The 21,948-nt window shown below is 65.0% G+C and carries 19 protein-coding genes; 9 read left to right on the top strand and 10 right to left on the bottom strand.

Annotated features, from left to right (window positions below):
* Nucleotides 1-113: 113 nt before the first annotated feature.
* Nucleotides 114-1,218, top strand: a protein-coding gene (prfB, locus tag L0962_RS07295) for a peptide chain release factor 2 (RefSeq protein ID WP_234085692.1) whose coding sequence is annotated in 2 segments (ribosomal slippage) — nucleotides 114-194 and nucleotides 196-1,218 — 1,104 coding nt in all. Because the reading frame shifts where the segments join, the coding sequence is not laid out codon by codon here.
* A gap of 18 nt (nucleotides 1,219-1,236) precedes the next feature.
* Here the strand turns inward: prfB and L0962_RS07300 are convergent.
* Nucleotides 1,237-3,507: a response regulator gene (locus tag L0962_RS07300; RefSeq protein WP_234085693.1), complete on the bottom strand. Its 2,271-nt coding sequence runs from the start codon at nucleotides 3,505-3,507 to the stop codon at nucleotides 1,237-1,239.
* A gap of 135 nt (nucleotides 3,508-3,642) precedes the next feature.
* On the opposite strand from L0962_RS07300, the gene lysS reads away from it, so the two are divergent.
* The 6 genes from lysS to L0962_RS07330 all read left to right on the top strand — a co-directional run bounded on the left by lysS (nucleotide 3,643) and on the right by L0962_RS07330 (nucleotide 10,454).
* Nucleotides 3,643-5,148, top strand: a complete 1,506-nt coding sequence (gene lysS / locus L0962_RS07305) for a lysine--tRNA ligase (RefSeq protein WP_234085694.1) — start codon at nucleotides 3,643-3,645, stop codon at nucleotides 5,146-5,148.
* Nucleotides 5,149-5,272: 124 nt separating this feature from the next.
* The gene (locus L0962_RS07310) at nucleotides 5,273-6,073 is read left to right on the top strand and encodes a hypothetical protein (protein WP_234085695.1); all 801 of its coding nucleotides are present in this window, start codon (nucleotides 5,273-5,275) and stop codon (nucleotides 6,071-6,073) included.
* 3 nt (nucleotides 6,074-6,076) lie between these two features.
* On the top strand, nucleotides 6,077-6,586 hold the full coding sequence (locus L0962_RS07315) for a hypothetical protein (protein WP_234085696.1): 510 nt from the start codon (nucleotides 6,077-6,079) through the stop codon (nucleotides 6,584-6,586).
* 25 nt (nucleotides 6,587-6,611) lie between these two features.
* Complete coding sequence (mnmC, locus tag L0962_RS07320) at nucleotides 6,612-8,534, top strand: bifunctional tRNA (5-methylaminomethyl-2-thiouridine)(34)-methyltransferase MnmD/FAD-dependent 5-carboxymethylaminomethyl-2-thiouridine(34) oxidoreductase MnmC (RefSeq protein ID WP_234085697.1); 1,923 nt, start codon at nucleotides 6,612-6,614, stop codon at nucleotides 8,532-8,534.
* A 44-nt stretch (nucleotides 8,535-8,578) separates the two neighbouring features.
* A complete protein-coding gene (gene eco, locus L0962_RS07325; protein WP_234085698.1) occupies nucleotides 8,579-9,049 on the top strand; it encodes a serine protease inhibitor ecotin in 471 nt (156 codons plus the stop codon).
* Between the two features lie 121 nt (nucleotides 9,050-9,170).
* Nucleotides 9,171-10,454: an O-acetylhomoserine aminocarboxypropyltransferase/cysteine synthase family protein gene (locus L0962_RS07330; RefSeq protein WP_234085699.1), complete on the top strand. Its 1,284-nt coding sequence runs from the start codon at nucleotides 9,171-9,173 to the stop codon at nucleotides 10,452-10,454.
* Between the two features lie 48 nt (nucleotides 10,455-10,502).
* Here L0962_RS07330 and L0962_RS07335 read toward each other — a convergent pair whose 3' ends face one another.
* Genes L0962_RS07335 through L0962_RS07350 form a run of 4 tightly spaced genes read right to left on the bottom strand, consistent with a single transcriptional unit; the run spans nucleotide 10,503 to nucleotide 12,421 of the window.
* Nucleotides 10,503-10,802: a putative DNA-binding domain-containing protein gene (locus tag L0962_RS07335; protein WP_234085700.1), complete on the bottom strand. Its 300-nt coding sequence runs from the start codon at nucleotides 10,800-10,802 to the stop codon at nucleotides 10,503-10,505.
* Nucleotides 10,775-11,563 carry a DUF692 domain-containing protein gene (locus tag L0962_RS07340; protein WP_234085701.1) on the bottom strand — a complete coding sequence of 263 codons (789 nt, stop codon included), beginning with the start codon at nucleotides 11,561-11,563 and terminating at the stop codon, nucleotides 10,775-10,777. Before L0962_RS07340 ends, L0962_RS07335 begins: the two co-directional genes overlap by 28 nt.
* Before the next feature lie 31 nt (nucleotides 11,564-11,594).
* Nucleotides 11,595-11,852, bottom strand: a complete 258-nt coding sequence (locus L0962_RS07345; RefSeq protein WP_234085702.1) for a hypothetical protein — start codon at nucleotides 11,850-11,852, stop codon at nucleotides 11,595-11,597.
* Between the two features lie 41 nt (nucleotides 11,853-11,893).
* Entirely contained in the window at nucleotides 11,894-12,421 is a 528-nt protein-coding gene (locus tag L0962_RS07350) for a DUF3455 domain-containing protein (RefSeq protein ID WP_234085703.1), read from the bottom strand.
* 201 nt (nucleotides 12,422-12,622) lie between these two features.
* Here L0962_RS07350 and L0962_RS07355 point away from each other — a divergent pair, with 201 nt between their 5' ends.
* Nucleotides 12,623-13,279: a sigma-70 family RNA polymerase sigma factor gene (locus L0962_RS07355; protein WP_234085704.1), complete on the top strand. Its 657-nt coding sequence runs from the start codon at nucleotides 12,623-12,625 to the stop codon at nucleotides 13,277-13,279.
* A complete protein-coding gene (locus L0962_RS07360) occupies nucleotides 13,276-14,079 on the top strand; it encodes a cupin domain-containing protein (RefSeq protein ID WP_234085705.1) in 804 nt (267 codons plus the stop codon). Before L0962_RS07355 ends, L0962_RS07360 begins: the two co-directional genes overlap by 4 nt.
* Before the next feature lie 55 nt (nucleotides 14,080-14,134).
* On the opposite strand, the gene L0962_RS07365 is transcribed toward L0962_RS07360, so the two are convergent.
* From L0962_RS07365 to L0962_RS07385, 5 genes are all read right to left on the bottom strand, one after another.
* Complete coding sequence (locus tag L0962_RS07365; RefSeq protein WP_234085706.1) at nucleotides 14,135-14,932, bottom strand: secretin N-terminal domain-containing protein; 798 nt, start codon at nucleotides 14,930-14,932, stop codon at nucleotides 14,135-14,137.
* Between the two features lie 10 nt (nucleotides 14,933-14,942).
* The gene (gene zapE, locus L0962_RS07370) at nucleotides 14,943-16,061 is read right to left on the bottom strand and encodes a cell division protein ZapE (protein ID WP_234085707.1); all 1,119 of its coding nucleotides are present in this window, start codon (nucleotides 16,059-16,061) and stop codon (nucleotides 14,943-14,945) included.
* Nucleotides 16,062-16,263: 202 nt separating this feature from the next.
* Nucleotides 16,264-17,685, bottom strand: a complete 1,422-nt coding sequence (gene lpdA / locus L0962_RS07375) for a dihydrolipoyl dehydrogenase (protein WP_234085708.1) — start codon at nucleotides 17,683-17,685, stop codon at nucleotides 16,264-16,266.
* 77 nt (nucleotides 17,686-17,762) lie between these two features.
* Nucleotides 17,763-19,007 carry a 2-oxoglutarate dehydrogenase complex dihydrolipoyllysine-residue succinyltransferase gene (gene odhB / locus L0962_RS07380; protein ID WP_234085709.1) on the bottom strand — a complete coding sequence of 415 codons (1,245 nt, stop codon included), beginning with the start codon at nucleotides 19,005-19,007 and terminating at the stop codon, nucleotides 17,763-17,765.
* Nucleotides 19,008-19,031: 24 nt separating this feature from the next.
* On the bottom strand, nucleotides 19,032-21,872 hold the full coding sequence (locus tag L0962_RS07385) for a 2-oxoglutarate dehydrogenase E1 component (RefSeq protein WP_234085710.1): 2,841 nt from the start codon (nucleotides 21,870-21,872) through the stop codon (nucleotides 19,032-19,034).
* Nucleotides 21,873-21,948 lie beyond the last annotated feature (76 nt).

A 21,948-nucleotide genomic window follows, 5' to 3' on the forward strand; every position in this document is an offset into this window, starting at 1 on the left:
ACCAACGCACCAGACAGGTGCAAACTTTCTGCTGCATTGCACCAAACACCGACAGATCGCGTCAACCGCGCGTTGTATAATTCGCCGTTTGAATTCAATCGGTTGACATGACAATGGAAGCAGAACAGCTCAACAGCATCGCCAACAAACTCGACGACCTGGCGCAGCGCGCCGATGAGTTACGGAGGTATCTTTGACTACGATAACAAGCGCGAACGCCTGACCCTCCTCAACAAGGAGATGGAAGACCCGAAGATCTGGGATGACCCGAAACGGGCCCAGGAACTCGGGCGCGAGAAGAAATCGCTGGAAGACATCGTGCTGGTGCTGGAAGCCGTCGATGCCGGCATCCGCGATGGTCGCGAACTGTTCGCGATGGGGCGCGACGACGGCGACGACGATACGCTGCTGGCGGTGGCCGCCGACAACGAGGAACTGGAAAAGAAGGTCGGCAATCTCGAATTCCGCCGGATGTTCAACAACCCCTCCGATCCGATGCCCTGCTTCCTGGAAATCCAGGCCGGCGCCGGCGGTACCGAAGCCCAGGACTGGGCGTCCATGCTCCTGCGCATGTACCTGAAATACGGCGAAAAGAAGGGGTTTACCGTCGAGGTCATGGAAGAGTCGGAAGGCGACGTCGCCGGCATCAAGAGTGCTACCGTCAAGTTCAGCGGCGACTACGCCTACGGCACGCTGCGCACGGAAACCGGCATCCACCGCCTGGTGCGCAAGTCGCCGTTCGACTCGAACGCGCGCCGCCATACCAGCTTCACCTCGGTCTTCGTCTTCCCGGAAGTCGATGATTCCATCGAAATCGCCATCAACCCGGCCGACGTGCGCACCGACACCTACCGCGCCTCCGGCGCCGGCGGTCAGCACATCAACAAGACCGACTCCGCCGTGCGTCTGACGCACGTGCCGACCGGCATCGTCGTGCAGTGCCAGAACGACCGTTCGCAGCACCGCAACCGCGACGAAGCCTGGTCGATGCTGCGTGCCCGTCTGTACGAGCACGAACTGCGCAAGCAGCAGGCCGAGCAGCAGAAGCTGGAAGACGCCAAGTCCGACATCGGCTGGGGTCACCAGATCCGTTCCTACGTGCTCGACCAGAGCCGGATCAAGGATCTGCGCACCAACTACGAAGTCGGCAACACCCAGGGCGTGCTCGACGGCGACCTCGACGGCTTCATCGAAGCCAGCCTGAAACAGGGCGTCTGACGACGCCGGCCGGCAGGTCTAGACCGACCAGCCGGCCGCGCGGTCCAGCCACAGCAGCACCGTCTCGTAGAGTCGCTCCGGCACCACGGGCTTGGCGATGAAATCGTCCATGCCCGCGTGCAGGCAACGTTCGCGGTCCTCGGCGAAGGCGTTGGCGGTCATCGCCACGATGGGCATGTCGCCGCCCAGCTCGCGGATTCGCCCTGCCGCTTCGAGACCGTCCATGCGCGGCATCTGCATGTCCATCAACACCAGTGCCGGCGGTTCGCGATCGATCTCGGCCAGCGCCGCCAGACCGTCCACCGCGCAACGTACGGTCAACAGCGCATCGCGCAGCAATTCGCCGGCCACCTCCCGGTTGATCTCGTCGTCTTCGACGAGCAGCACGCACCGGCCGGCGTGCCTTTCACGCAGTTGGCGCTCGGCCGCCAGGACTTCCGGCGCATCGGCGGCGGTCGCCGGCGCCCGCGAAAGGCGCACGGTAAACCAGAACCGGCTGCCCTCGCCGAGGCAGCTGTCGACACCGGTCTCGCCCCCCATCAGGCCGACCAGCCGGCGGGTGATTGCCAACCCGAGTCCGGAGCCGCCATAACGGCGTGCGGTCGACGTGTCGGCCTGCTGGAAATCGTCGAAGACCCGCTCGCAGTCCGCGTCGGCCAGACCGATGCCGGTATCACTCACCGAAAAGCGCAGCGTGACGGCAGCGGCATCGTCGGCCAAGCGTTCCAGCGTGATCGTGACGCTGCCGCTGTCGGTGAACTTGATGGCGTTGGCGACGTAATTGATCAGGGCCTGCGTCAAGCGTGTGGCATCGCCCAGCAAGACCTCGTCCGCTCCGGCTGCGACATCGACGAACAGTGCCAGTCCCTTGCCGGCTGCCTTGCCCTTGAGCATGGCAGCCACGTTGGCGACGATCGCCCCCGGCGTCAGCGGCAGCGATTCCAGCGTCAGCCGGCCCGCCTCGATTCGCGACAGGTCGAGTACATCGTTGATGACCCCGAGCAGCAGTTTGCCGGCCGCATCGATGCGCTCGGCACGTTCGGCCTGCGCCGGGGGCAGGTTGTCGCGGCGCATCAGGTGGGCCAGCCCGATGATGGCGTTGAGCGGCGTCCGGATTTCGTGACTCATGCTGGCCAGAAATGCCGATTTGCTGCGACCGGCCTGCTCGGCCGAATCCCGAGCCGCGGCGAGGTGCTCGGTCAGCGCACGCTCGCGGCTGACGTCACGGACCAGCAGCGCGAACTGGAGTTGCCCCTCGACCGGGTCGAGCGCCATCGACGACACCTCGACCGGACACCGCAAGCCGTCCGTCCGGATCGCCGTCATCGCCACATGCTCGATCCGGCCGCCGCCGGCCAGCAAGGCCAGGTCGCCCTGATCGACCAGCGCCGGCAGAAAGCGTCCGACCGTGCAACCGGCCATCGCCAGCTCGCCGATGCCGAACAACTGCCGGGCGTTGGCATCGAAGGATTGCAGGTTGCCGTGCCCGTCGATCACCAGTACGCCGAGCGCCGTTGCGCTGAGCAGTTGCCGGTTGCGCATGTCGCTGCGCTGGCGGGCCAGCAGATTGTGCAGACGGGCGCGCAATTCGGGCGGTGAAATCGGTTTCGGCACGTAGTCGTCGATGCCGAGATGGAACAGTTCGACGCGCCGCCGCGGATCGTCAAACGCGGTTACCGCCAGCACCGGCGTCGCGCCCTTGGGCAACGACAGGCGACGGATGCGGTTGATCAGCCGGCTGCCGCTCATCCGGCCGCCGAGCATGACATCGCACAGGACCAGTTCGTAATCGGTTTCCAGAAAGCTCGGCCAGGCGGCATCGGCCGAATCGAAGGCATCGACGACCATGCCCCATTCTCGCAACTGTTCGGCCAGCAACTCGCGCTGCTCGCGCGCATCCTCGACATACAGGACGCGGCAACGCAAGGGCTGGTGCGCCTCGAGGAAATGGCGCATGAAACTGAGCAATTCCTCGACATCCTGCCGCCGGAACAATTCGGTGATGCCCATGCGCGCCGCCTGATCGGCCAGCGCCGCGCTCGGCGTGCCGGTGAGCAGCACGACCGGCGCCTGCTGGCCGGCCTGGCGCAGGGCACAGCCGAGCTCGATACCGTCACCGTCAGGCAACTGGCCGGCCAGCACGAAGAAGTGGAAGTTTCGGGCGGCCGCTTGCGCCAAGGCATCGCGCCGCGTCGCCGCGAGGTGGAAATTCAGGTCCCGGTAGCACGCCAGATGCTGCTGCAGAATGTCGCGATAAAGCGGCGTGCCGTCCACGATCAGGATATCCACAACCATCCCCCCCAGAATTTTGTGGTTTTCCGGATGTTAGCCGAGAAGCTTTCCCTACGGACGGTAATCGGCGAAAATTCATGGTTTCATGCGGTCGACCGCAGAAACACGACGATTTCCGAGGATTGCTTTCCCATGACCGACCATAACGACAACGCCGCCCCGTCCACCGACGACAACCACATCATCGCCGAGCGCCGCGCCAAGCTGGCCGAGTTGCGCCAGGGCGGGGTCGCCTTCCCGAACGACTTCCAGCGCGAGAACACCGCGCAGAAGCTGCACGACGGCTACGGCGAGAAATCGGCGGAAGAACTCGAAGGCCTGCCGGTCGAGGTCAAGGTCGCCGGCCGCATGATGCTGAAGCGGGTCATGGGCAAGGCCTCGTTCGCCACGCTGCAGGACGTTTCCGGCCGCATCCAGGTTTATGTCGCCCGCGACAAGGTCGGCGAGGAAAGCTACGCCGCCTTCAAGGGCTGGGACCTCGGCGACATCCTCGGCGTCGTCGGCACGCTGATGAAGACCAAGACCGGCGAGCTGACCATTGCCGCCACTGAAATCCGCCTGCTGACCAAGTCGCTGCGCCCGCTGCCGGACAAGTTCCACGGCCTGGCCGACCAGGAAATGAAGTATCGCCAGCGTTACGTCGACCTGATCATGAACGAGGAAACGCGCGCCACCTTCCGCGCCCGCTCGGCCATCGTCGGCGCCATCCGCAACTACATGAGCGGCCACGGCTTCATGGAAGTCGAGACGCCGATGATGCACCCGATCCCCGGCGGCGCCGCGGCCAAGCCCTTCATCACCCATCACAACGCGCTCGACATGCAGCAGTTCCTGCGCATCGCGCCCGAGCTCTACCTCAAGCGCCTGGTCGTCGGCGGCTTCGAGAAGGTCTTCGAGATCAACCGCAACTTCCGCAACGAAGGCCTTTCGCCGCGGCACAATCCCGAATTCACGATGATGGAGTTCTACGAGGCGTACGCGAACTACCACACGCTGATGGACTTCACCGAGGGCCTGCTCCGCCACGCCGCGCGCGAGGCGCTGGGCAAGGAAGTCTTCGAATACCAGGGGCGCGAACTCGACCTGTCCAAGCCCTTCCACCGCCTGACCATCACCCAGGCGATCCAGCGCGAGCAGCCGTCGTTCACCGACGCGCAACTGGCCGATGCCGAATTCCTCAAGGCCAAGATCGTCGCCTTCGGCGAGAAGGTCAAGCCGGGCGGCCTCGGCAGCCTGCAGCTGCAGCTGTTCGAAGCCTGTGCCGAAGCGCAGTGCTGGGAGCCGACCTTCATCATCGACTACCCGGTCGAAGTCAGCCCGCTGGCCCGCGCCTCCGACAGCAACCCGGAAATCACCGAGCGCTTCGAGCTGTTCATCGTCGGCCGCGAGATCGCCAACGGCTTCTCGGAGTTGAACGACGCCGAGGACCAGGCCGCCCGCTTCCAGGAACAGGCCAAGGCCAAGGACGCCGGCGACGAGGAAGCGATGTACTACGACGCCGACTACATCCGCGCGCTCGAGTACGGCCTGCCGCCGACCGGCGGCTGCGGCATCGGCATCGACCGGCTGATCATGCTGCTCACCGACAGCCCGGCGATCCGCGACGTCATCCTCTTCCCCTCCATGCGTCCCGAATGATGGGCGGCTGCGCTTGCCATAACGGCGTTGGCGACGAGCTTGCATAGCGCTGCCATGCGGCACTCGTCCGCGCCTTGCTCTGGCTGCGCTCGCTCGCCCATCGCTCAGTTGTCGCATCCGCAACATGACTGACGAAACGTCGCCAACCCTCGAACAAGCCGCCCGCGCATCGCTGGCGGCCGGCAAGGCGCGGGCGCGGCTGTTCGAATTCGACGGTCGGCGTTATGTCGTCAAGCGGCTCGCCGAGCAGTCGCGCGGCTTGCTGCAGATCCTGTTCATGCGCTGGGTGGTGCGCTATGTCACCGGCCAGCCTTTGCCCCTGCGAACGCTGGCGCTGAACCAGAAGGCCGGCGGCATGGATTACGAGGCCAAGCGGCTGATCAACCTGGCCGCAGCCGGCGTCCGCGTACCCGAAGTGGTGCTGGTCCTGCCCGAACTCTTCGTGCTCGAATATTGCGGCACCGTGGTGTCGACGCTGCTCGAGAAATGGACGCCCGAGGTCTGGCGACCGCAGTTGCTAACCCTCGCCCGCGAACTCGGCGAATTCCACCGGGCCGGCCACTGGCACGGTGGCGCGCAGATCAAGAACCTCACGCAGTTCGACGGACACAACTGGCGCATCGACTTCGAGGAAAACTTCGGCGAATTCCTGCCGCTGGCCGCCAGCCAGGCCAACGATCTGGTGATCTTCCTCAATTCGGTGTCGCTGGCCGGGCCGATCGACGAAGCCGAGGCCCGACAACTGCTGCCGCAACTGATCGACGCCTATTTCGCCGCCCATCCGTCGCTGATGGTCCGCACCGTGATCCGCCGTGCCAAGCCGCTGCTGCGGCTGGCCGCGGGTGTCGCCAGCCCGTTCCAGCGCTGGTCGCGCAAGGGCATCCGGCGCATCATCGTGCTTGCCGACATTCTCCGCGAGGTGTGAACCATGCAGATCCGCCAGCTCCAGGTCGTTCAGGACACCGTGCAGGACCGGCTGATGCTGCGCGTCGCCACCCAGGGCAACGAGGAATTGCGCGTCTGGTTCACCCGCCGCTTCCTGCGCGAAATCTGGCCGCATCTGGCGACCATGCTGGCGACTCACCTCAAACCGCCGGCGCAACCGGCCGGCAAGGCTGACAATCCGGCGCAGCAGCCCTCCTTCGAACAGCCCTTCCGCGACGACAACGTCACCTATCCGCTCGGCGCCAACCCCCTGCTGGCCAGCGAAAGCCGCCTGAGCGCAACGACCGAGGGCAGCGCCCAGCTGACGCTCAAGGAAGGTCGCGAACGCAGCTTCAATCTCAACCTGAACGGCGAACTGCTGCAGGCCCTGTGCGCGATGCTGCGCGTATCGGCGCAGAAGGCCGGCTGGGATCTGCCGCTCGAGTACGGCACGCCGGCTGCGGTCGACATGCCGGCCGGCGAAAATCTCCCGCGCCCCGGCATCCTGCACTGAGCCACCGGCGCCCTTCGGCCAGACAATGGAAAGACTGACCCCGGCCCGGCTCGAATTCGCCGACGACGGCAGTACGCCCTGGTCGTCCGGCTACGGCGATGTCTATCATTCGGCGCACGGCGGCCCCGAACAGGCCCGCCACGTTTTCCTGGCCGGCAACGACCTGCCGCAGCGCTGGCAGGGGCGCGACCGCTTCGTCATTCTCGAAACCGGCTTCGGCCTCGGCCTCAACTTCCTCGCCACCTGGCAGGCCTGGCGCGCCGATCCGCAACGCTGCCGACGACTGCATTTCGTCTCCGTCGAGAAGCACCCGTTTGCCGCCGCCGACCTTGCCGTCGCCCAGCGCGCCTGGCCGGCATTCGGCGAACTCGCCGCGGCGTTACAGGCGCAGTGGCCGGCGCTGACGCCGGGCATGCACCGCCTGTTCCTCGACGACGACCAGGTCGTGCTGACGCTGATCTTCGGCGACGCCACGCGCTGCCTGCGTACGGTCGACGCCTCGGTCGACGCTTTTTTCCTCGACGGTTTCTCGCCGGCGAAGAATCCCGAACTGTGGTCGCCCGAACTGTGCAGGGCGCTCACCCGACTGGCCGCCAACGGCGCCACGCTGGCCACCTGGTCGGTCGCCGGCCAGGTCCGTCAGGCGCTCGCCGATGCCGGCTTCGAGCTGGAAAAACGCCCCGGTTTCGCCGGCAAGCGGCAGATGCTGAGCGGCCGTTTCCGCCAGCGCCGGCCGGACCGCCATCCCTCGCCCGAGGAGCGCCGCGCGGTCATCGTCGGCGCCGGCATCGCCGGCTGCGCCAGCGCCTTCGCCCTGGCCCGCGCCGGCTGGCAGGTGACGCTACTGGAAGCCGGGCCGACACCGGCCGGCGGCGCATCGAGCAATCTGGCCGGCGTACTGCGCCCGCTGCCCAGCGCCGACGACAACCCCCTGTCGCGGCTGACGCGCGCCGGCTACCTGGCCACCCGCACCCTGCTGCAAGCGCTGCCCGAGGCCCGCTGGTCGCCCTGCGGCGTCTTCCATCTCGGCCGCGACGCGGCGCATGAAAACCAGCAGAAAAAGGCCGTCAACCGCCTCGGCTGGCCGCCCGAACTGCTGCGCTACGTCAGCCGCGACGAGGCCACCGCGCAGATCGGCTGGCCGGTCGCGCACGGCGGCTGGTACTTTCCGCAGGGCGGCTGGGTACAGCCGCCGTCGGTCTGCCGGGCGGCGCTGGCCGCCTTTCCCGAGCGCATTGCTTTTCGCCCGGATTGCGCGGTCGACCGCATCGAACGCACGAAAACCGGTTGGCGCCTGCTGGCCGCCGACGGCAGCGAACTGGCCGCCGCGCCGGTCGTCGTACTGGCGGCCGGCGCCGGCACGACGCGTTTCGCGCCGTTCGCCGGCATCCCGCAAAGGGCTGCCCGCGGCCAGGTCAGCCATCTGCCGGGCGGCAACGGCGCGGGCTTGCGTCACGTCGTCTGCCAGCACGGCTACGCGATGCCCGACGTCGACGGACTGCGCCTGATCGGCGCCACGCTGCAACTCGGCGACGACGACCCACTGCCACGCACCGCCGACCATGCGGAAAACCTCGAACGCCTGCAGCGCAGCCTGCCCGGCTTCGCCGACGGCATCGATCCGGCAACGCTGAGCGGTCGCGTCGGCTTCCGCCCGATGTCGCCGGACCGCCTGCCGATCGTCGGCCAGTTGCCGGACACCGCCGCCATCCGCGGCCAGCCGCGCCTCGTCGCGCAGCCCCGCTTGCCCGGCCTGTGGTGCGTGCAGGGATTCGGCGCACGCGGCATCGTGTGGTCGGCGCTGATGGCCGAACTGCTGGTTTCCCGCCTCGAAGGCGCGCCGCTGCCGATCGAAAGGGATCTGGTCGATGCCGTCGATCCCGGCCGCTTTTTGCTCAAATCCTGCGGTCGACCGCAGGAAGACGACGGTTTTGACGATCGCACCTGAACACGCGACAACCGATGCCTTTTTCCACCCGACGGAGCCATGCCATGATTTTCGCCCGCCCCGCAATTGCCGCCCTGGCGCTCTCGCTGCCGCTCCTCGCCGCCGCCGGCGATGCACTCAAGCCTTTCCCACCGGCCGCCGACGGCGAACAACGCTACGCCATCGACCTGCCACCGCTGGCCGACGAGGCCGCCCACAAGGTTGAACTGATCGCCGGCCGGACGATGGAAATCGACTGCAACCAGTACCGCATGGGCGGCCAATGGAAAGAAAAGACCGTCCAGGGCTGGGGTTACACCTATCACCGGCTGATCAAGGTCGGGCCGGTCGTCGGCACGCTGATGGCCTGTCCGCCCGGTAGCCGCCGCCAAGCCTTCGTCGCGGTCGGCGGCGAACCGGTGCTGGTCCGCTACAACAGCAAGCTGCCGCTGGTGATCCATGCGCCGGCCGACGTCGAGGTTCGTTACCGGATCTGGTCGGCCGCGCCGGAAAGCAAACCGGCACCGCGCCGCTGAGCCTTATATCGATCCTGCAGCGGCTTAATTACCCGATCTGATTGGCGTTCGGCCAACGGCACGGGTAAGCTTGGCCGGCTAAGCATTCCCTTTCCACACAACACGACCAGAGAGACATCCGATGAAACTGGAAACCCTCGCCGTTCATGGCGGCTACAGCCCGGACCCGACGACCAAGGCAGTCGCCGTGCCGATCTACCAGACCACGTCGTACGCCTTCGACAGCACCCAGCACGGCGCCGACCTGTTCGACCTCAAGGTCGCCGGCAACATCTACACGCGGATCATGAACCCGACCCAGGACGTGCTCGAAAAGCGCGTCGCCGCGATGGAAGGCGGCGTCGCCGCACTGGCCATGGCCTCGGGCATGGCCGCGATCACCGCCTCGATCCAGACGATCGCCGAAGCCGGCGACAACATCGTCACCTCGTCCACGCTGTACGGCGGCACCTACAACCTGTTCGCCCACACCCTGCCGCAATACGGCATCGAAGTCCGCTTCGCCGACTACCGCGACCCGGATGCCTTCGAGAAGCTGATCGACGCGAAGACCAAAGCCGTCTTCTGCGAATCGGTCGGCAACCCGCTCGGCAACATCACCGACTTCGAAAAGCTCGCCGAAATCGCCCACAAGCACGGCGTGCCGGTCATCGTCGACAACACCGTGCCCTCGCCCTACCTGTGCCGCCCCTTCGAGCACGGCGCCGACATCGTCGTGCACGCCCTGACCAAGTACCTTGGCGGCCACGGCAACAGCATCGGCGGCATCATCGTCGATAGCGGCAAGTTCCCGTGGGCCGAGCACAAGGCCAAGTTCAAGCGCCTCAACGAGCCGGACGTGTCCTACCACGGTGTCGTCTATACCGAAGCCCTCGGTGCCGCCGCCTACATCGGCCGCGCCCGCGTCGTGCCGCTGCGCAACATGGGCGCCGCGATCAGCCCGTTCAACGCCTTCCTGATCCTGCAAGGCATCGAGACGCTGGCGCTGCGCATGGACCGCATCTGCGACAACTCGCTGAAGATCGCCCGCTTCCTGCAGAACCACCCGAAGGTCAGCTGGGTCAACTACGCCGGCCTGCCCGAGCACAAGGACCACGCGCTGGTGCAGAAGTACATGGGCGGCCGCGCTTCTGGCATCCTCAACTTCGGCGTGAAAGGAACGAACTGCGGCGGCCGCGAAGGCGGCGGCAAGTTCCAGGATGCGCTCAAGCTGGTTACCCGCCTGGTCAACATCGGCGACTGCAAGACCCTGGCCTGCCACCCGGCCTCGACCACGCACCGCCAGCTGTCGCCGGAAGAACTGGCCAAGGCCGGCGTCTCCGAAGACATGATCCGTCTGTCGGTCGGCATCGAGCACGTCGACGACCTGATCGCCGACCTCAACCAGGCGCTCAACGCCGCCTGATCGACGATTGCGGATGGAACAAGGAACCCGGCCGAGCGCCGGGTTTTTTCATGCCGTGTCGGCGGCTTCGCCGTCCGCGGTCGCCACGCGTGCCAGGTACTCGACGAAGGCAGGCGCCAGGTCGGCATAGTAGTTCGAATCCCAGCGGGAATCGCGAATGAAGTCGGTGAGCAGGAAGTGCCACTGCTCGTCCGACAAGCCCTCGCGCAAGGCGGGGTAATGCGCCGCCAGCAGTTGCGAAACGCCGAGAAAGACGAGATGCCGGTAGGCACGCAGCCCGGGCAGCGCGTAGCCGGCCGGCAAGGTCTCGCTGCGCCCCCTCACGTAGTCGTAAAAGTCCGCAGACATGCGAGCTCCCGGTTGATCGTTGCCAGGTCGGGGATGTCGTTGTCCCATTCGAGCAGGATGTCCTTGCCGTGCCTGCCGGCCCAGGCGCCGGCCGCCCGGGCGGTGGCAGGCTCGACCGGCTGGCTGTGGGTGTCGATGTAGAGTCCGAAACGGGCGTCGAATTCATGGCCGGCGACGTGCAGGTAACTGACGCGTGCGGCGGGAAGGCGCGCAATGAAATCGGCGATGTCGTCCGTGCCGTGATTCTTCCGGTTCACGCTGATGTTGTTGAAATCGAGCAGGATGTCGCAGTCGGCGCGTTCGGCGACGCGACACAGGAAGGCCGCTTCGTCGAGCGTACCGATGTTGGTGTAGTAGGTCGTGTTTTCGATGCCGATGCGCTGGCCGAGCACGTCCTGGACTTCGCAAATCCGGTCGCTGACCCGGCGCACTTCGGTCTCGGTGAACGGCACCGGAAACAGGTCGTAGAGTTGATGCGCATCGCCGCTGGCCGCCAGATGATCCGAATAGTGCTGCGCACCGATATCGTCGATCAAGCCGCGCAATTCCCGGAGAAACGGCCGGTTCATCCGGCCGCTGCCGCCGAGGTTCAGCGAAACACCGTGCAACTGGACCGGATAGCCGGCATCGCGCAGGCGATACAGCGGCGTCCGGTCACGCCGTATCCAGTTCTCGGGCGCAACCTCGAAGAAATCGGCATCGATGGCCGCGGGCGACCAATCGAACATCTCGCTGCGAAAACCGATGCCGATCCGCGTCATGGATGACGTCCGTTGCACGATATCGGGTTGCTTACTTCTTCGCGCAGGAAGCTTCCTTCTTGCTGCACGAAGCCTCCTTCTTGGCGCAGGATGCCTCCTTTTTTGCGCACGAAGCTTCCTTTTTGGCACAGGACGCTTCCTTCTTGGCGCACTTGGCCTCGGCGGAACTCGCTTGTTCCTTCTTCGCGCACTTGCTGTTCGCGGCGCAGGTTTTGGCAGCTTCGCCGGCGTAGGCAGTGCTGGTGGCGACGAGGGTGGCAGCCAGGGCGGCAACGGTCTTCAGGTTCATGGTGATCTCCTTGTGGATTGGGGGTGGGGTAAGACGATGAATCAGCGGGCGCCGTAGAAAACGTAGTCGGCCTGATAGGCGACCTTCACTTCCTTGCCGACAGCGGCCATGTCGCAGCCCTGGGCCGGTGCCGCACCGCCGACGGTATTCAGACGCTGGATGTAGGTCGTGCCGCTCATCCGCCCGTCACCGACGGCCGGATTGGCCTTGACCAGTTGCAGCGGCAGGTTGCCGGCCGAGGTCGGTGCGACGGCGACCTGCTTGCCGGTGACCTTGGAGCCGTCCCGGGCTTCCCAGGTCGGACCGCCGTAATACGTGCCGACGACATTCTTCGCAGCGTCGTACAACGTGGCCGCCGGCACCACGAAGGTCCAGGCGTGGCTGCCAGGCTGATCGGCCTTTTCACGGCAGGCGTAGGTCACTTCGCCGATGCCGACGGTCCAGGCTTTCTGGACATGCCCGTCGGGCACCCGGACGGCTTCCGGCAGCGTGGCGTTGTCGACATTGGCCATCGCCGAGGTGGCAGCCAGCAGCGCGCTGGCGGAAACGAGGAAACGCAGTGCTTTCATGAATCTCTCCTTTGAGCAGGGTATCGGGTGGTGTGCGAAATCGCCGGCACCTGTCCCCTTTACGCAGCGCCCTGCAATCCGGATGCAGAAATCGCAAAAAAATTTTTTGCATCCGTTCCCCCGCCGCTTGCGTAGACCGGTTGTCTCTTTCGACCAAAACCAAAGACAATTGTGAGGACAGCATGTTTGGGAGCGATGACCTTGGAGGATGCGTTTCACGTCGATCCGCTCACCGCGGAAGCGGCCGGGAGCGACGGCATCGAGCCGGCCTATGCCCGGGCCTGGCGCGAAGCGGATCTGGTCGCCTGGGTCGGCCGCGTGGTCGACCAGGACGAACGTGCGCTGGCCAGCCTGTACGAGGCGCTGGCAGCCCGGGTCCAGACCTTCGTCCTGCGCCTGACGCGGCAGCGGGCGCTGGCCGAGGAGGTGACTGAAGATGTTTTCTGGCAACTCTGGCGGCAGGCGCCGCGCTTCGATCCGGAAAAAGGCAGCGTCATGGCGTGGATCATGAACATGGCCCGCAGCCGCGCCCTCGACGCATTGCGTCAGGTGGAAACGCGCGAAGTGCAGGACGAGATGGCACTCGAGGCCGCTGCCGACGAAGCCGGCGACGAGACGCCGCTGGATCTGCTGACGGCGATCGACGAACGGCATCGCTTGCACCAGGCCGTTGGCCAACTGGAACCCCTGCCCCGGCAATTGCTTGCCCTGGCTTTTTTCCGTGGCATGACCCACGACGAGATCGCCCAGCATTGCGATCTTCCGCTTGGCACGGTCAAATCGCAGATTCGCCGCAGCCTGACCCGCTTACAGGACTGCCTGGCGCGACAGGGCCTGGCCCCAAGGATAGTGACATGAAGCCCGACCTCCCAGACGACCTCGACAGCCTGCTCGCCCCGGCCTTGCGCCCGGCCGCCGGAAACCGCGACGAGCGCCTGCAGAAACTCCTGCAACGGGCCGGCGCAAGCCGCCTCCGCCACCAGGCGTTCACGACGGTTCGCCGCAACGCCACGCCGTGGCGCGATCTGATGAAGGGGCTGCGCGGGCGCGACCTGCACAGCACCGCCGACGGCAGTTCGGTGCTGCTGATGCTGGCGCCGGGCGCGGTACTGCCGATGCATCGCCATCGCCACCTGGAAGAAGGCATCGTGCTCGCTGGCCGCATGCAGATGGGCGAACTCGATCTCGGCCCCGGCGATTACCACGTCTCCTTTCCCGGCAGCCGGCACGACCGGATCACGTCGGCCGACGGTTGCGTGACCTATCTGCGAGGCACCTCGCTGGGCAACCTGTTCGGGCTGGCGGTGGAACTGCTGGGTGGCCTGACGCCGGGCAGCGGCGCCGAACCGCTGACCCTCCGCGAAGCGGACGGTGAATGGCAGCCGCTCGCCGCAGGCGTTGTCGAGAAACGGCTGTGGCAGGCCGACGGTAGCCAGTCCCGTTTCCTCCGCCTGGCTGCCGGCAGCCGCTACCGGCCGGCCACCTACCGCGGCGAATGCGAATTCATGATGATCGCCGGCGAGGCTTTTTTCGGCGACATCCTGCTGCGCCAGGAAGAATGGCAACTGGCCCCGGCCGGTACGCAGCACGACGAAATCAGCAGCGACTGCGGTGCCACCATCTTCGTCCACGAACGGACAACGGCGAGCGCGCGCTGAGCGCCGTACCGGTTTTCAGCCGATTGCTGCGGTCGACCGCAGCAATCGGCAAAAATCAGTCGGCTTCCTCGACCATCAGCCAGATCGAACGCGCATCGCGCACTTCGCTGGTGCCGACGCTGAACGCGCCGCCCTGCTGGCCGCTGGCCCGACCGCCGCTGCCGCCGATCTCGATCCATTCGCCGAGCCGGCCGCTGACCGTGGTCGACAGACGCTGCGACGCCACGTTGCCGCGCCCGCCGGCAAACTGTTCGGCCTGCTGGCTGATTTCCACCGTGACGCGCTGGCCGTTGACCCGCGGCATGGCGTAGAAGCCGCTGCCGACATCGCGGTACACAGTCGTTTCATTGACCACCGCCCCGCCCGGGCCGACGACGATCTGCCGCATCGGCAGCGCCAGCGAACGGCCGACCTGGATGAAAGCCTGGCCGCCTTCAACCGTCTGCACCATCTGCGCGGCATTCTCGCCGCGTACGCTTCTGGTGTCCCAGACCCGCGCCTCGACATTGGAACGCCGCGTGCTGCCCAGAGTGACCTGCCCGCCGACCTCGCCGCCGCGCGCGCTGTTCTCGGCCTGGCGGTCGTGGGCAACGCGGATGATCAGCCGGCGCATCGGCTTGTCGAGCGCCGCCAGCGCGCGCTTGATGTCGGCCCGGTTCTGCGGCGACGCCTTGAGGAACAGCTGGTTGTTGACGCCGGTCAGCGTGCCGCCCGGCTCGACCAGCGGCAACAGGGTCGGCAGCACCTGATCGGCCGTCTTGCTCTTCAGTTCGATGACTTCGAGCTGCGCCGCGGCAAGCCCGGCCCACAGCACGAAGATTGCGGTCAACAGGACTTTCACGGCGTTTTTCATCAGGCTCTCCTCAAGGGGCGACGATGTGCGGCTCGGCCAGGTATTCGCGCGAGTTCATCTCGGTCAGGCGGCTCACCGTGCGCTTGAACTCGCTGGCCTGGGTACCTTCGGTATACAGTTCGTCGGCGGCGCAATCGGCGGTGGCGATCAGTTTGACCTTGTTGTCGTAGAAAACATCCACCAGCCAGGTGAAACGACGCGCTTCCGAGGCCTGGTGCTGGGTCATCTTCGGAATGCCCGACAACAGCACGGTATGGTAGGCACGCGAGATTTCCAGGTAGTCGTTCTGCGAACGCGGGCCGCCGCACAGCGTGCGGAAATCGAACCAGATGACGCCGTTGCCGCGGCGCACGGTCGGAATGTCGCGGCCGAGCACTTCGATGCTGCCGCCCTTCTTTCCATCTTCGCCGGCAACCATGCGGAAGTAGTCGAGCATCTTCTTCTCGGCCGCATCGTCGGCCGGATGGTGATAGATCTCGACCTGCTCCAGCGCGCGCAACCGGTAATCGATACCGGCCTCGACTTCGTACACGTCGAGATGCTTTTCGAGCAGCGCGATGGTCGGCAGGAAGCTCTCGCGGTGCAGGCCGTTCGGATAAAGCATGGAGGGCGGGTAGTTGGAGGTCATCACCAGGATCACGCCCTGTGCGAACAGGCCTTCCATCAGGCGGCCGAGGATCATCGCGTCGGCGATGTCGGAAACGTGGAATTCGTCGAAACAGAGCAGGCGGACTTCGCGAGCGATCTGCTCGGCGAGACGCAGCATCGGGTCCGGCTCACCCTTGTATTTTTCCAGGTCGCGGTGGATCTGCTGCATGAAGCCGTGGAAATGCATGCGCTTCTTGCGCCGGTAAGGCACCGAGGCGTAGAAGCAGTCCATCAAAAAGCTTTTGCCGCGCCCGACGCCGCCCCAGAAATACACGCCCTTCGGCGGTTTCGGCGGGCTGATCAGACGTTTGAGCGTGCTGCCGCGATTGACCTTGAACTGCAACAGTTGCGTATACAGGTTCTGCAGCGCATTGGCGGCGGCCAGTTGCGCCGCGTCCGCGGTATAGCCGCGTTCGGCGAGCAGCGCGTTGTAGGCGTCGAGCATGCCGTTCTCGGCGACCTTGAGTTTCGTATGGGGCATCGTCGTGTTCTTGTTGTCGGGAAAACCGTATTTTCGCAAATTCGCGCGCCACATGATGCAGCGAACGCGATTCTGCGGTCGACTGCCGGTTGGCAGGAAAATTCCCTGCCGGCTGCGGTCGACCGCAGGAAACTGCAAAAAAGGACAATAAAAAAGCGGCTGCGTTTCCGCAACCGCTTTTCCTGTCGTCCGGCGAACCGGCTTAGAAGTGCAGCGAGCGCTTGTCGCAGGCCAGCGCGGCTTCGTGCACGATTTCCGACAGCGTCGGGTGGGCATGGCAGATGCGGCCGAGGTCTTCGGAAGCACCGGCAAATTCCATCGTGACGACGGCTTCGGCGATCAGCTCGGAAGCGTTGTTGCCGATGATGTGCACGCCGAGGATGCGGTCGGTCTTGGCATCGGCCAGGACCTTGACGAAGCCGCTGGCGTCGCCGTGACCGAGGGCCCGGCCGCTGGCCATGAACGGCACCTTGCCCGGCTTGTAGGCGATGCCTTCAGCCTTGAGCTGCTGTTCGGTCTTGCCGACCCAGGCGATTTCCGGATGGGTATAGACCACGCCCGGAATCGTGTCGAAGTTGCAGTGACCGGCCTGACCGGCGATCAGTTCGGCAACCATGACGCCCTCTTCCGACGCCTTGTGCGCCAGCATCGGGCCGCGCACGACGTCGCCGACCGCCCAGACGTTGGGCAGGTTGCTGTGGCAATGGCCATCGACCTCGATCTGACCGCGCTCGTTGAGCTTCAGGCCGACCGCTTCGGCGTTCAGGCCGTCAGTGTTCGGGATGCGGCCGACCGAGACGATCAGCTTGTCGCATTCGAGCTTCTTGGCGCCGTCCTTGTCTTCGTATTCGACGGTGACGCCCTTCTTGGCCACCGACACCTTGCCGATCTTGACGCCGGTCGTGATCTTCAGGCCCTGCTTGGTGAACAGCTTGAGCGCTTCCTTGGCGACATCCTGGTCGGCGAACGGCATGAAATCAGGCGCCGCTTCGAGGACGGTCACGTCGGTGCCGAGACGGCGCCAGACCGAGCCCATTTCCAGGCCGATGACGCCGGCGCCGATCACGCCCAGGCGCTTCGGCGCGGCGTCGAAATCGAGCGCGCCGACGTTGTCGCAGATGACCTTGTTGTCGACCGGGATGCCATCCAGGTGGCGCGGCTTGGAGCCGGTGGCGATGATCACGTGCTTGGCCAGCACTTCCTCGGCGCCGACTTTCAGCTTCCACAGGTCGCCTTCCTTGCCGACAAAGCTGGCGTGGCCGTTCAGGCCGGTGACCTTGTTCTTCTTGAACAGGCCGCGGATACCGCCGGTCAGCTGGGTGACGATGGTGTTCTTGCGACCGACCATGGTCTTGACGTCGATGCTGACGCCCTTGGCCGAGATGCCGTGCATCTCGAAGGAGTGATTGGCTTCCTCGAACAGCTCGGAGGAGCGCAGCAGCGCCTTGGACGGAATGCAGCCGACGTTCAGGCAGGTGCCACCGAGACGCGGTTCGCCCTTGGGATCGGCATAGGCATTGGATTCGGCGCAGGCGGTATTGAAACCGAGCTGGGCGGCGCGGATTGCAGCGACATAACCACCAGGACCGCCGCCGACGACGAGCACGTCGAATTGCTTGGACATGTTCTTACCTTTCGTTGTTCAGATGTGCAAAAGCGCCAGCGCTCCGTGACGGAACGCTGGCGCCGGGCAAGCGTCGCTTAGACGGCGAGCAGCAGGCGGGCCGGATCTTCCAGCGCTTCCTTCATGGTCACCAGACCGAGGACGGCTTCGCGGCCGTCGATGATGCGGTGATCGTAGGACATCGCCAGATAGTTCATCGGACGCACGACAACCTGGCCGTTTTCAACGACCGCACGGTCCTTGGTGGCATGGATGCCGAGGATCGCGGATTGCGGCGGGTTGATGATCGGGGTGGACATCATCGAACCGAAGATGCCGCCGTTCGAGATCGAGAAGGTGCCACCGGTCAGATCTTCGATGGTGATCTTGCCGTCCTTGGCCTTGACGCCGAATTCGGCGATCTTCTTCTCGATGTCGGCGATCGACATCTGGTCGGCGTTGCGCAGGATCGGCACGACCAGGCCGCGCGGCGAGCCAACGGCGATGCCGATGTCGATGTAGCCGTGATAGACGATGTCGTTACCGTCGACCGAGGCGTTCAGGATCGGGAACTTCTGCAGCGCGGCAACGGCGGCCTTGACGAAGAAGCCCATGAAGCCCAGACGGACGCCGTGGGTCTTCTCGAACTTTTCGCCGTACTGCTTGCGCAGCGCCATCACCGGCGCCATGTTCACTTCGTTGAACGTGGTCAGGATCGCGTTGGTCTGTTGCGATTGCAGCAGACGCTCGGCGATGCGGGCACGCAGACGGGTCATCGGCACGCGCTCTTCCGGACGGTCGCCCAGAGCAACGTTGGATGCCGGGACCGGCAGCGATGCGGCAGCAGAGCTCGCCGCGGCAACCGGGCCGGACGGTGCAGCAGCCTTCGGCTGGGCAGCCAGGGCATCTTCCTTGGTCACACGACCGCCGCGGCCGGAGCCGGCGACGTCGGCAGCGGCAATACCCTTCTCGTCGAGGATCTTGCGGGCAGCCGGGCTGGCCGTACCGGCCGGGGCAGCGGCGGCAGGTGCCGGAGCGGCAGCCGGGGCTGCGGCGACTGCCTTCGGGGCTTCGGCAGCCGGGGCAACGGCGCCGGCGGTTGCGGCGGTATCGATCTTGGCGATCAGTTCGCCGGAAACGACGGTCTCGCCATCGCCCTTGACGACTTCGACCAGCACACCGGCGGCCGGCGACGGGACTTCGAGGACGACCTTGTCGGTTTCGATGTCGATCAGGATTTCGTCACGGGCGACGGCTTCGCCGACCTTCTTCTTCCAGGAAGCCAGCGTGCCTTCGGAAACGGACTCGGACAGTTGCGGAACTTGAACTTCAATAATGCTCATGGTGACTCCACTCTGCTTTCGTTATTAGTAGTCGATCTTGCCCAGCGCGGACTCGATCAGTGCCTTTTGCTGCTCGTTGTGCTTGGCCAGATAGCCGACGGCCGGCGACGGCGAAGCCGGACGCGCAACCAGCAGCAATTTCTGCTTGGGATCCAGACCGCTGTCCAGATGATGACGCGAGGCAAACCAGTACCAGGCCCCCTGATTGCGAGGCTCTTCCTGCGCCCAGACGATCTCCGCCGCCTTCGGATACTTGGCCAGTTCCTTGGCCAGGGAATCCTTCGGGAACGGATAAAGCTGTTCGATCCGGACGATGGCAATGTCCTTGATCTGCTTCTCGCGACGTGCATTGACCAGATCGTAGTAGACCTTGCCGGAGCACAGCACAACACGTTTGACCTTCTTGGCGTCGATCGGGTCGACTTCGCCGATGACGCGCTGGAATTCGCCGTTGGCCAGTTCGTCGATCGACGAGCCGGCGTCCTTGTGGCGCAGCAGCGATTTGGGCGACATGACGACGAGCGGCTTGCGCTGCATGCGCACGGCCTGACGACGCAACATGTGGAAGACCTGGGCCGCGGTGGTCGGCACGCAGACTTCGATATTCATTTCGGCACACTGGTTCATGAAACGTTCCAGGCGGGCCGACGAGTGTTCCGGACCCTGACCTTCGTAACCGTGCGGCAACAGCATGACCAGACCGCAGGCACGACCCCACTTGGCTTCACCGGAAGTGATGAACTGGTCGATGACGACCTGGGCGCCGTTGGCGAAGTCGCCGAACTGGGCTTCCCAGACGACCAGCTCGTACGGGTTGGCCGAGGCATAACCGTAGTCGAAGGCGAGAACGGCTTCTTCCGACAGTACAGAATCGAAGCACTGGAAGCCGGCCTGCTTTTCCTGCAGGTTCTTCAGCGGATGGTAGGTACCGACATCCCAGCTGGTACGGTTCTGGTCGTGGAAGGCAGCATGGCGGTGGAAGAAGGTGCCGCGGCCGACGTCTTCGCCGGAGATGCGCACACCGTAGCCGGACACCAGCAGCGAGGCGTAGGCCAGATTTTCGGCCATGCCCCAGTCGACCGGCAACTTGCCCTCGCCCATCGCCGCACGATCCTCGACGATCTTCTTGACGCGCGAATGCAGCGTGAAACCTTCCGGCATCGTCGTCAGGCGTTGCGCCAGACGCTGCAGTTCCGGCATCGGCACGCTCGTATCGCAGGTCTCGATGTACTTCTTGGTCAGGAACGGCGTCCAGTCGATGGTCATCGGGTGCTTGTAACCCGCCAGCACCGGGTTGTAGAGCAGCTCGCCCTTGTCGAGGTGAGCGCGGTACTCGGCAATCATCTGGTCGGGACCGTCGGCAGCCAGCACGCCTTCGGCGATCAGCTTGTCGCCGTAGAGCTTGCGGGTACCCGGGTGCTTGGCGATGATCTTGTACATCAGCGGCTGCGTCACCATCGGCTCGTCCTGCTCGTTGTGGCCGAGCTTGCGGTAGCAGATGATGTCGACGACGACATCCTTCTGGAACTTCTGACGATATTCGATGGCCAGCTGGGTAGCCAGCGCGACGGCTTCCGGATCGTCGCCATTGACGTGGAAGATCGGCGCATCGACCATCTTGAAGATGTCGGTGCAGTAGTGGCCGGAACGATAGTCACGCGGATCGGAGGTGGTGAAGCCGACCTGGTTGTTAACCACGAAGTGCAGCGTGCCGCCGACACCGTAGCCGCGAGTTTGCGCGAAGTTCAGCATTTCCTGGTTGACGCCCTGACCGGCAACGGCCGCGTCGCCATGCACCAGGATCGGCAGAACCTTGGACTTGCTGCCTTCGCCGCGCCGGACCTGGCGGGCATAGACCGAACCGGCAACCACCGGGTTGACGATTTCCAGGTGCGACGGGTTGAAAGCCAGCGTCAGGTGGCAGGCGCCGCCCGGGGTCGATACGTCGGACGAGAAACCGAGGTGGTACTTGACGTCACCGGCCGACAGATCGCTCTTCTTCTTGCCTTCGAATTCGGCGAAGAGCATCGACGGGGCCTTGCCCAGGGTATTGACCAGCACGTTCAGACGACCGCGGTGGGCCATGCCGACAACGACTTCGTCGACGCCCAGCGCGCCACCGGAACGCACGGCCTCGTCCATCGCGACGATCAGCGATTCGCCGCCTTCCAGCGAGAAGCGCTTCTGGCCGACATACTTGGTATGCAGGTAGCGTTCCAGCGTCTCGGCTGCGGTCAACCGTTCGAGAAGGCGCTTTTTCTGATCAGCGTTGTAGCTCGGACGCGAACGGATGCCCTCCAGCCGCTCCTGCAGCCAGCGCTTCTCGTTGTAGTCCATCATGTACATGTACTCGACGCCGATGGTGCCGCAGTAGGTCTGCTTCAGCGTTTCGAGGATTTCGCTCAGCTTGGCGTTTTCCGGCAGGCCCTTGAGCGAACCGACGTTGAAGGTCTGGTTCAGGTCGGCATCGGTGAAGCCGTAGAACGACGGCTCCAGTTCTTCCAGCTTCGGACGCGGCAAGCGCTTGAGCGGGTCGAGATCGGCCCAGCGGGTACCGAGCGAACGGTAGGCGGTGACCAGTTGGCCGACTGCCGACTGCTTCTTGTGCTCGCTGGCCGGAGAAGCCGCGGCAACCGGCTTGAAACCGCCGGTCCTGGCCAGCTCGGCAAAAGCGGAAACGACCGGGGCGTGCGCCACATCGCGCGCGACGAAGCCCGGCATCTGGGCCAGGCGATCGAAGTATTCGCGCCACTCGGCCGAAACCGAGGTCGGATCCTGCAGATAGTTTTCGTAGATTTCTTCGACGAACGGCGCGTTGCCACCGAAGTACAGCGTGCTGTCGAACTTTTGATTCATCGTAGTCATAGGCGTCCCCTCTAGGGTGTTGTCTTTTTACGGTACTGCTCGTCTTACTTTGCGTGGGTACTGCTGGGCGCTGCTG

Origin of the sequence: Azonexus sp. R2A61 (genome assembly GCF_021401135.1) — a bacterium.
Taxonomy (GTDB): domain Bacteria; phylum Pseudomonadota; class Gammaproteobacteria; order Burkholderiales; family Rhodocyclaceae; genus Azonexus.

Coding starts and splice junctions, on each gene's coding strand:
- lysS (WP_234085694.1), top strand. CDS start 3,643: ATGACCGACCATAACGACAACGCCGCCCCGTCCACCGACGACAACCAC.
- L0962_RS07310 (WP_234085695.1), top strand. CDS start 5,273: ATGACTGACGAAACGTCGCCAACCCTCGAACAAGCCGCCCGCGCATCG.
- L0962_RS07315 (WP_234085696.1), top strand. CDS start 6,077: ATGCAGATCCGCCAGCTCCAGGTCGTTCAGGACACCGTGCAGGACCGG.
- mnmC (WP_234085697.1), top strand. CDS start 6,612: ATGGAAAGACTGACCCCGGCCCGGCTCGAATTCGCCGACGACGGCAGT.
- eco (WP_234085698.1), top strand. CDS start 8,579: ATGATTTTCGCCCGCCCCGCAATTGCCGCCCTGGCGCTCTCGCTGCCG.
- L0962_RS07330 (WP_234085699.1), top strand. CDS start 9,171: ATGAAACTGGAAACCCTCGCCGTTCATGGCGGCTACAGCCCGGACCCG.
- L0962_RS07335 (WP_234085700.1), bottom strand. CDS start 10,802: ATGTCTGCGGACTTTTACGACTACGTGAGGGGGCGCAGCGAGACCTTG.
- L0962_RS07340 (WP_234085701.1), bottom strand. CDS start 11,563: ATGACGCGGATCGGCATCGGTTTTCGCAGCGAGATGTTCGATTGGTCG.
- L0962_RS07345 (WP_234085702.1), bottom strand. CDS start 11,852: ATGAACCTGAAGACCGTTGCCGCCCTGGCTGCCACCCTCGTCGCCACC.
- L0962_RS07350 (WP_234085703.1), bottom strand. CDS start 12,421: ATGAAAGCACTGCGTTTCCTCGTTTCCGCCAGCGCGCTGCTGGCTGCC.
- L0962_RS07360 (WP_234085705.1), top strand. CDS start 13,276: ATGAAGCCCGACCTCCCAGACGACCTCGACAGCCTGCTCGCCCCGGCC.
- L0962_RS07365 (WP_234085706.1), bottom strand. CDS start 14,932: ATGAAAAACGCCGTGAAAGTCCTGTTGACCGCAATCTTCGTGCTGTGG.
- zapE (WP_234085707.1), bottom strand. CDS start 16,061: ATGCCCCATACGAAACTCAAGGTCGCCGAGAACGGCATGCTCGACGCC.
- lpdA (WP_234085708.1), bottom strand. CDS start 17,685: ATGTCCAAGCAATTCGACGTGCTCGTCGTCGGCGGCGGTCCTGGTGGT.
- odhB (WP_234085709.1), bottom strand. CDS start 19,007: ATGAGCATTATTGAAGTTCAAGTTCCGCAACTGTCCGAGTCCGTTTCC.
- L0962_RS07385 (WP_234085710.1), bottom strand. CDS start 21,872: ATGACTACGATGAATCAAAAGTTCGACAGCACGCTGTACTTCGGTGGC.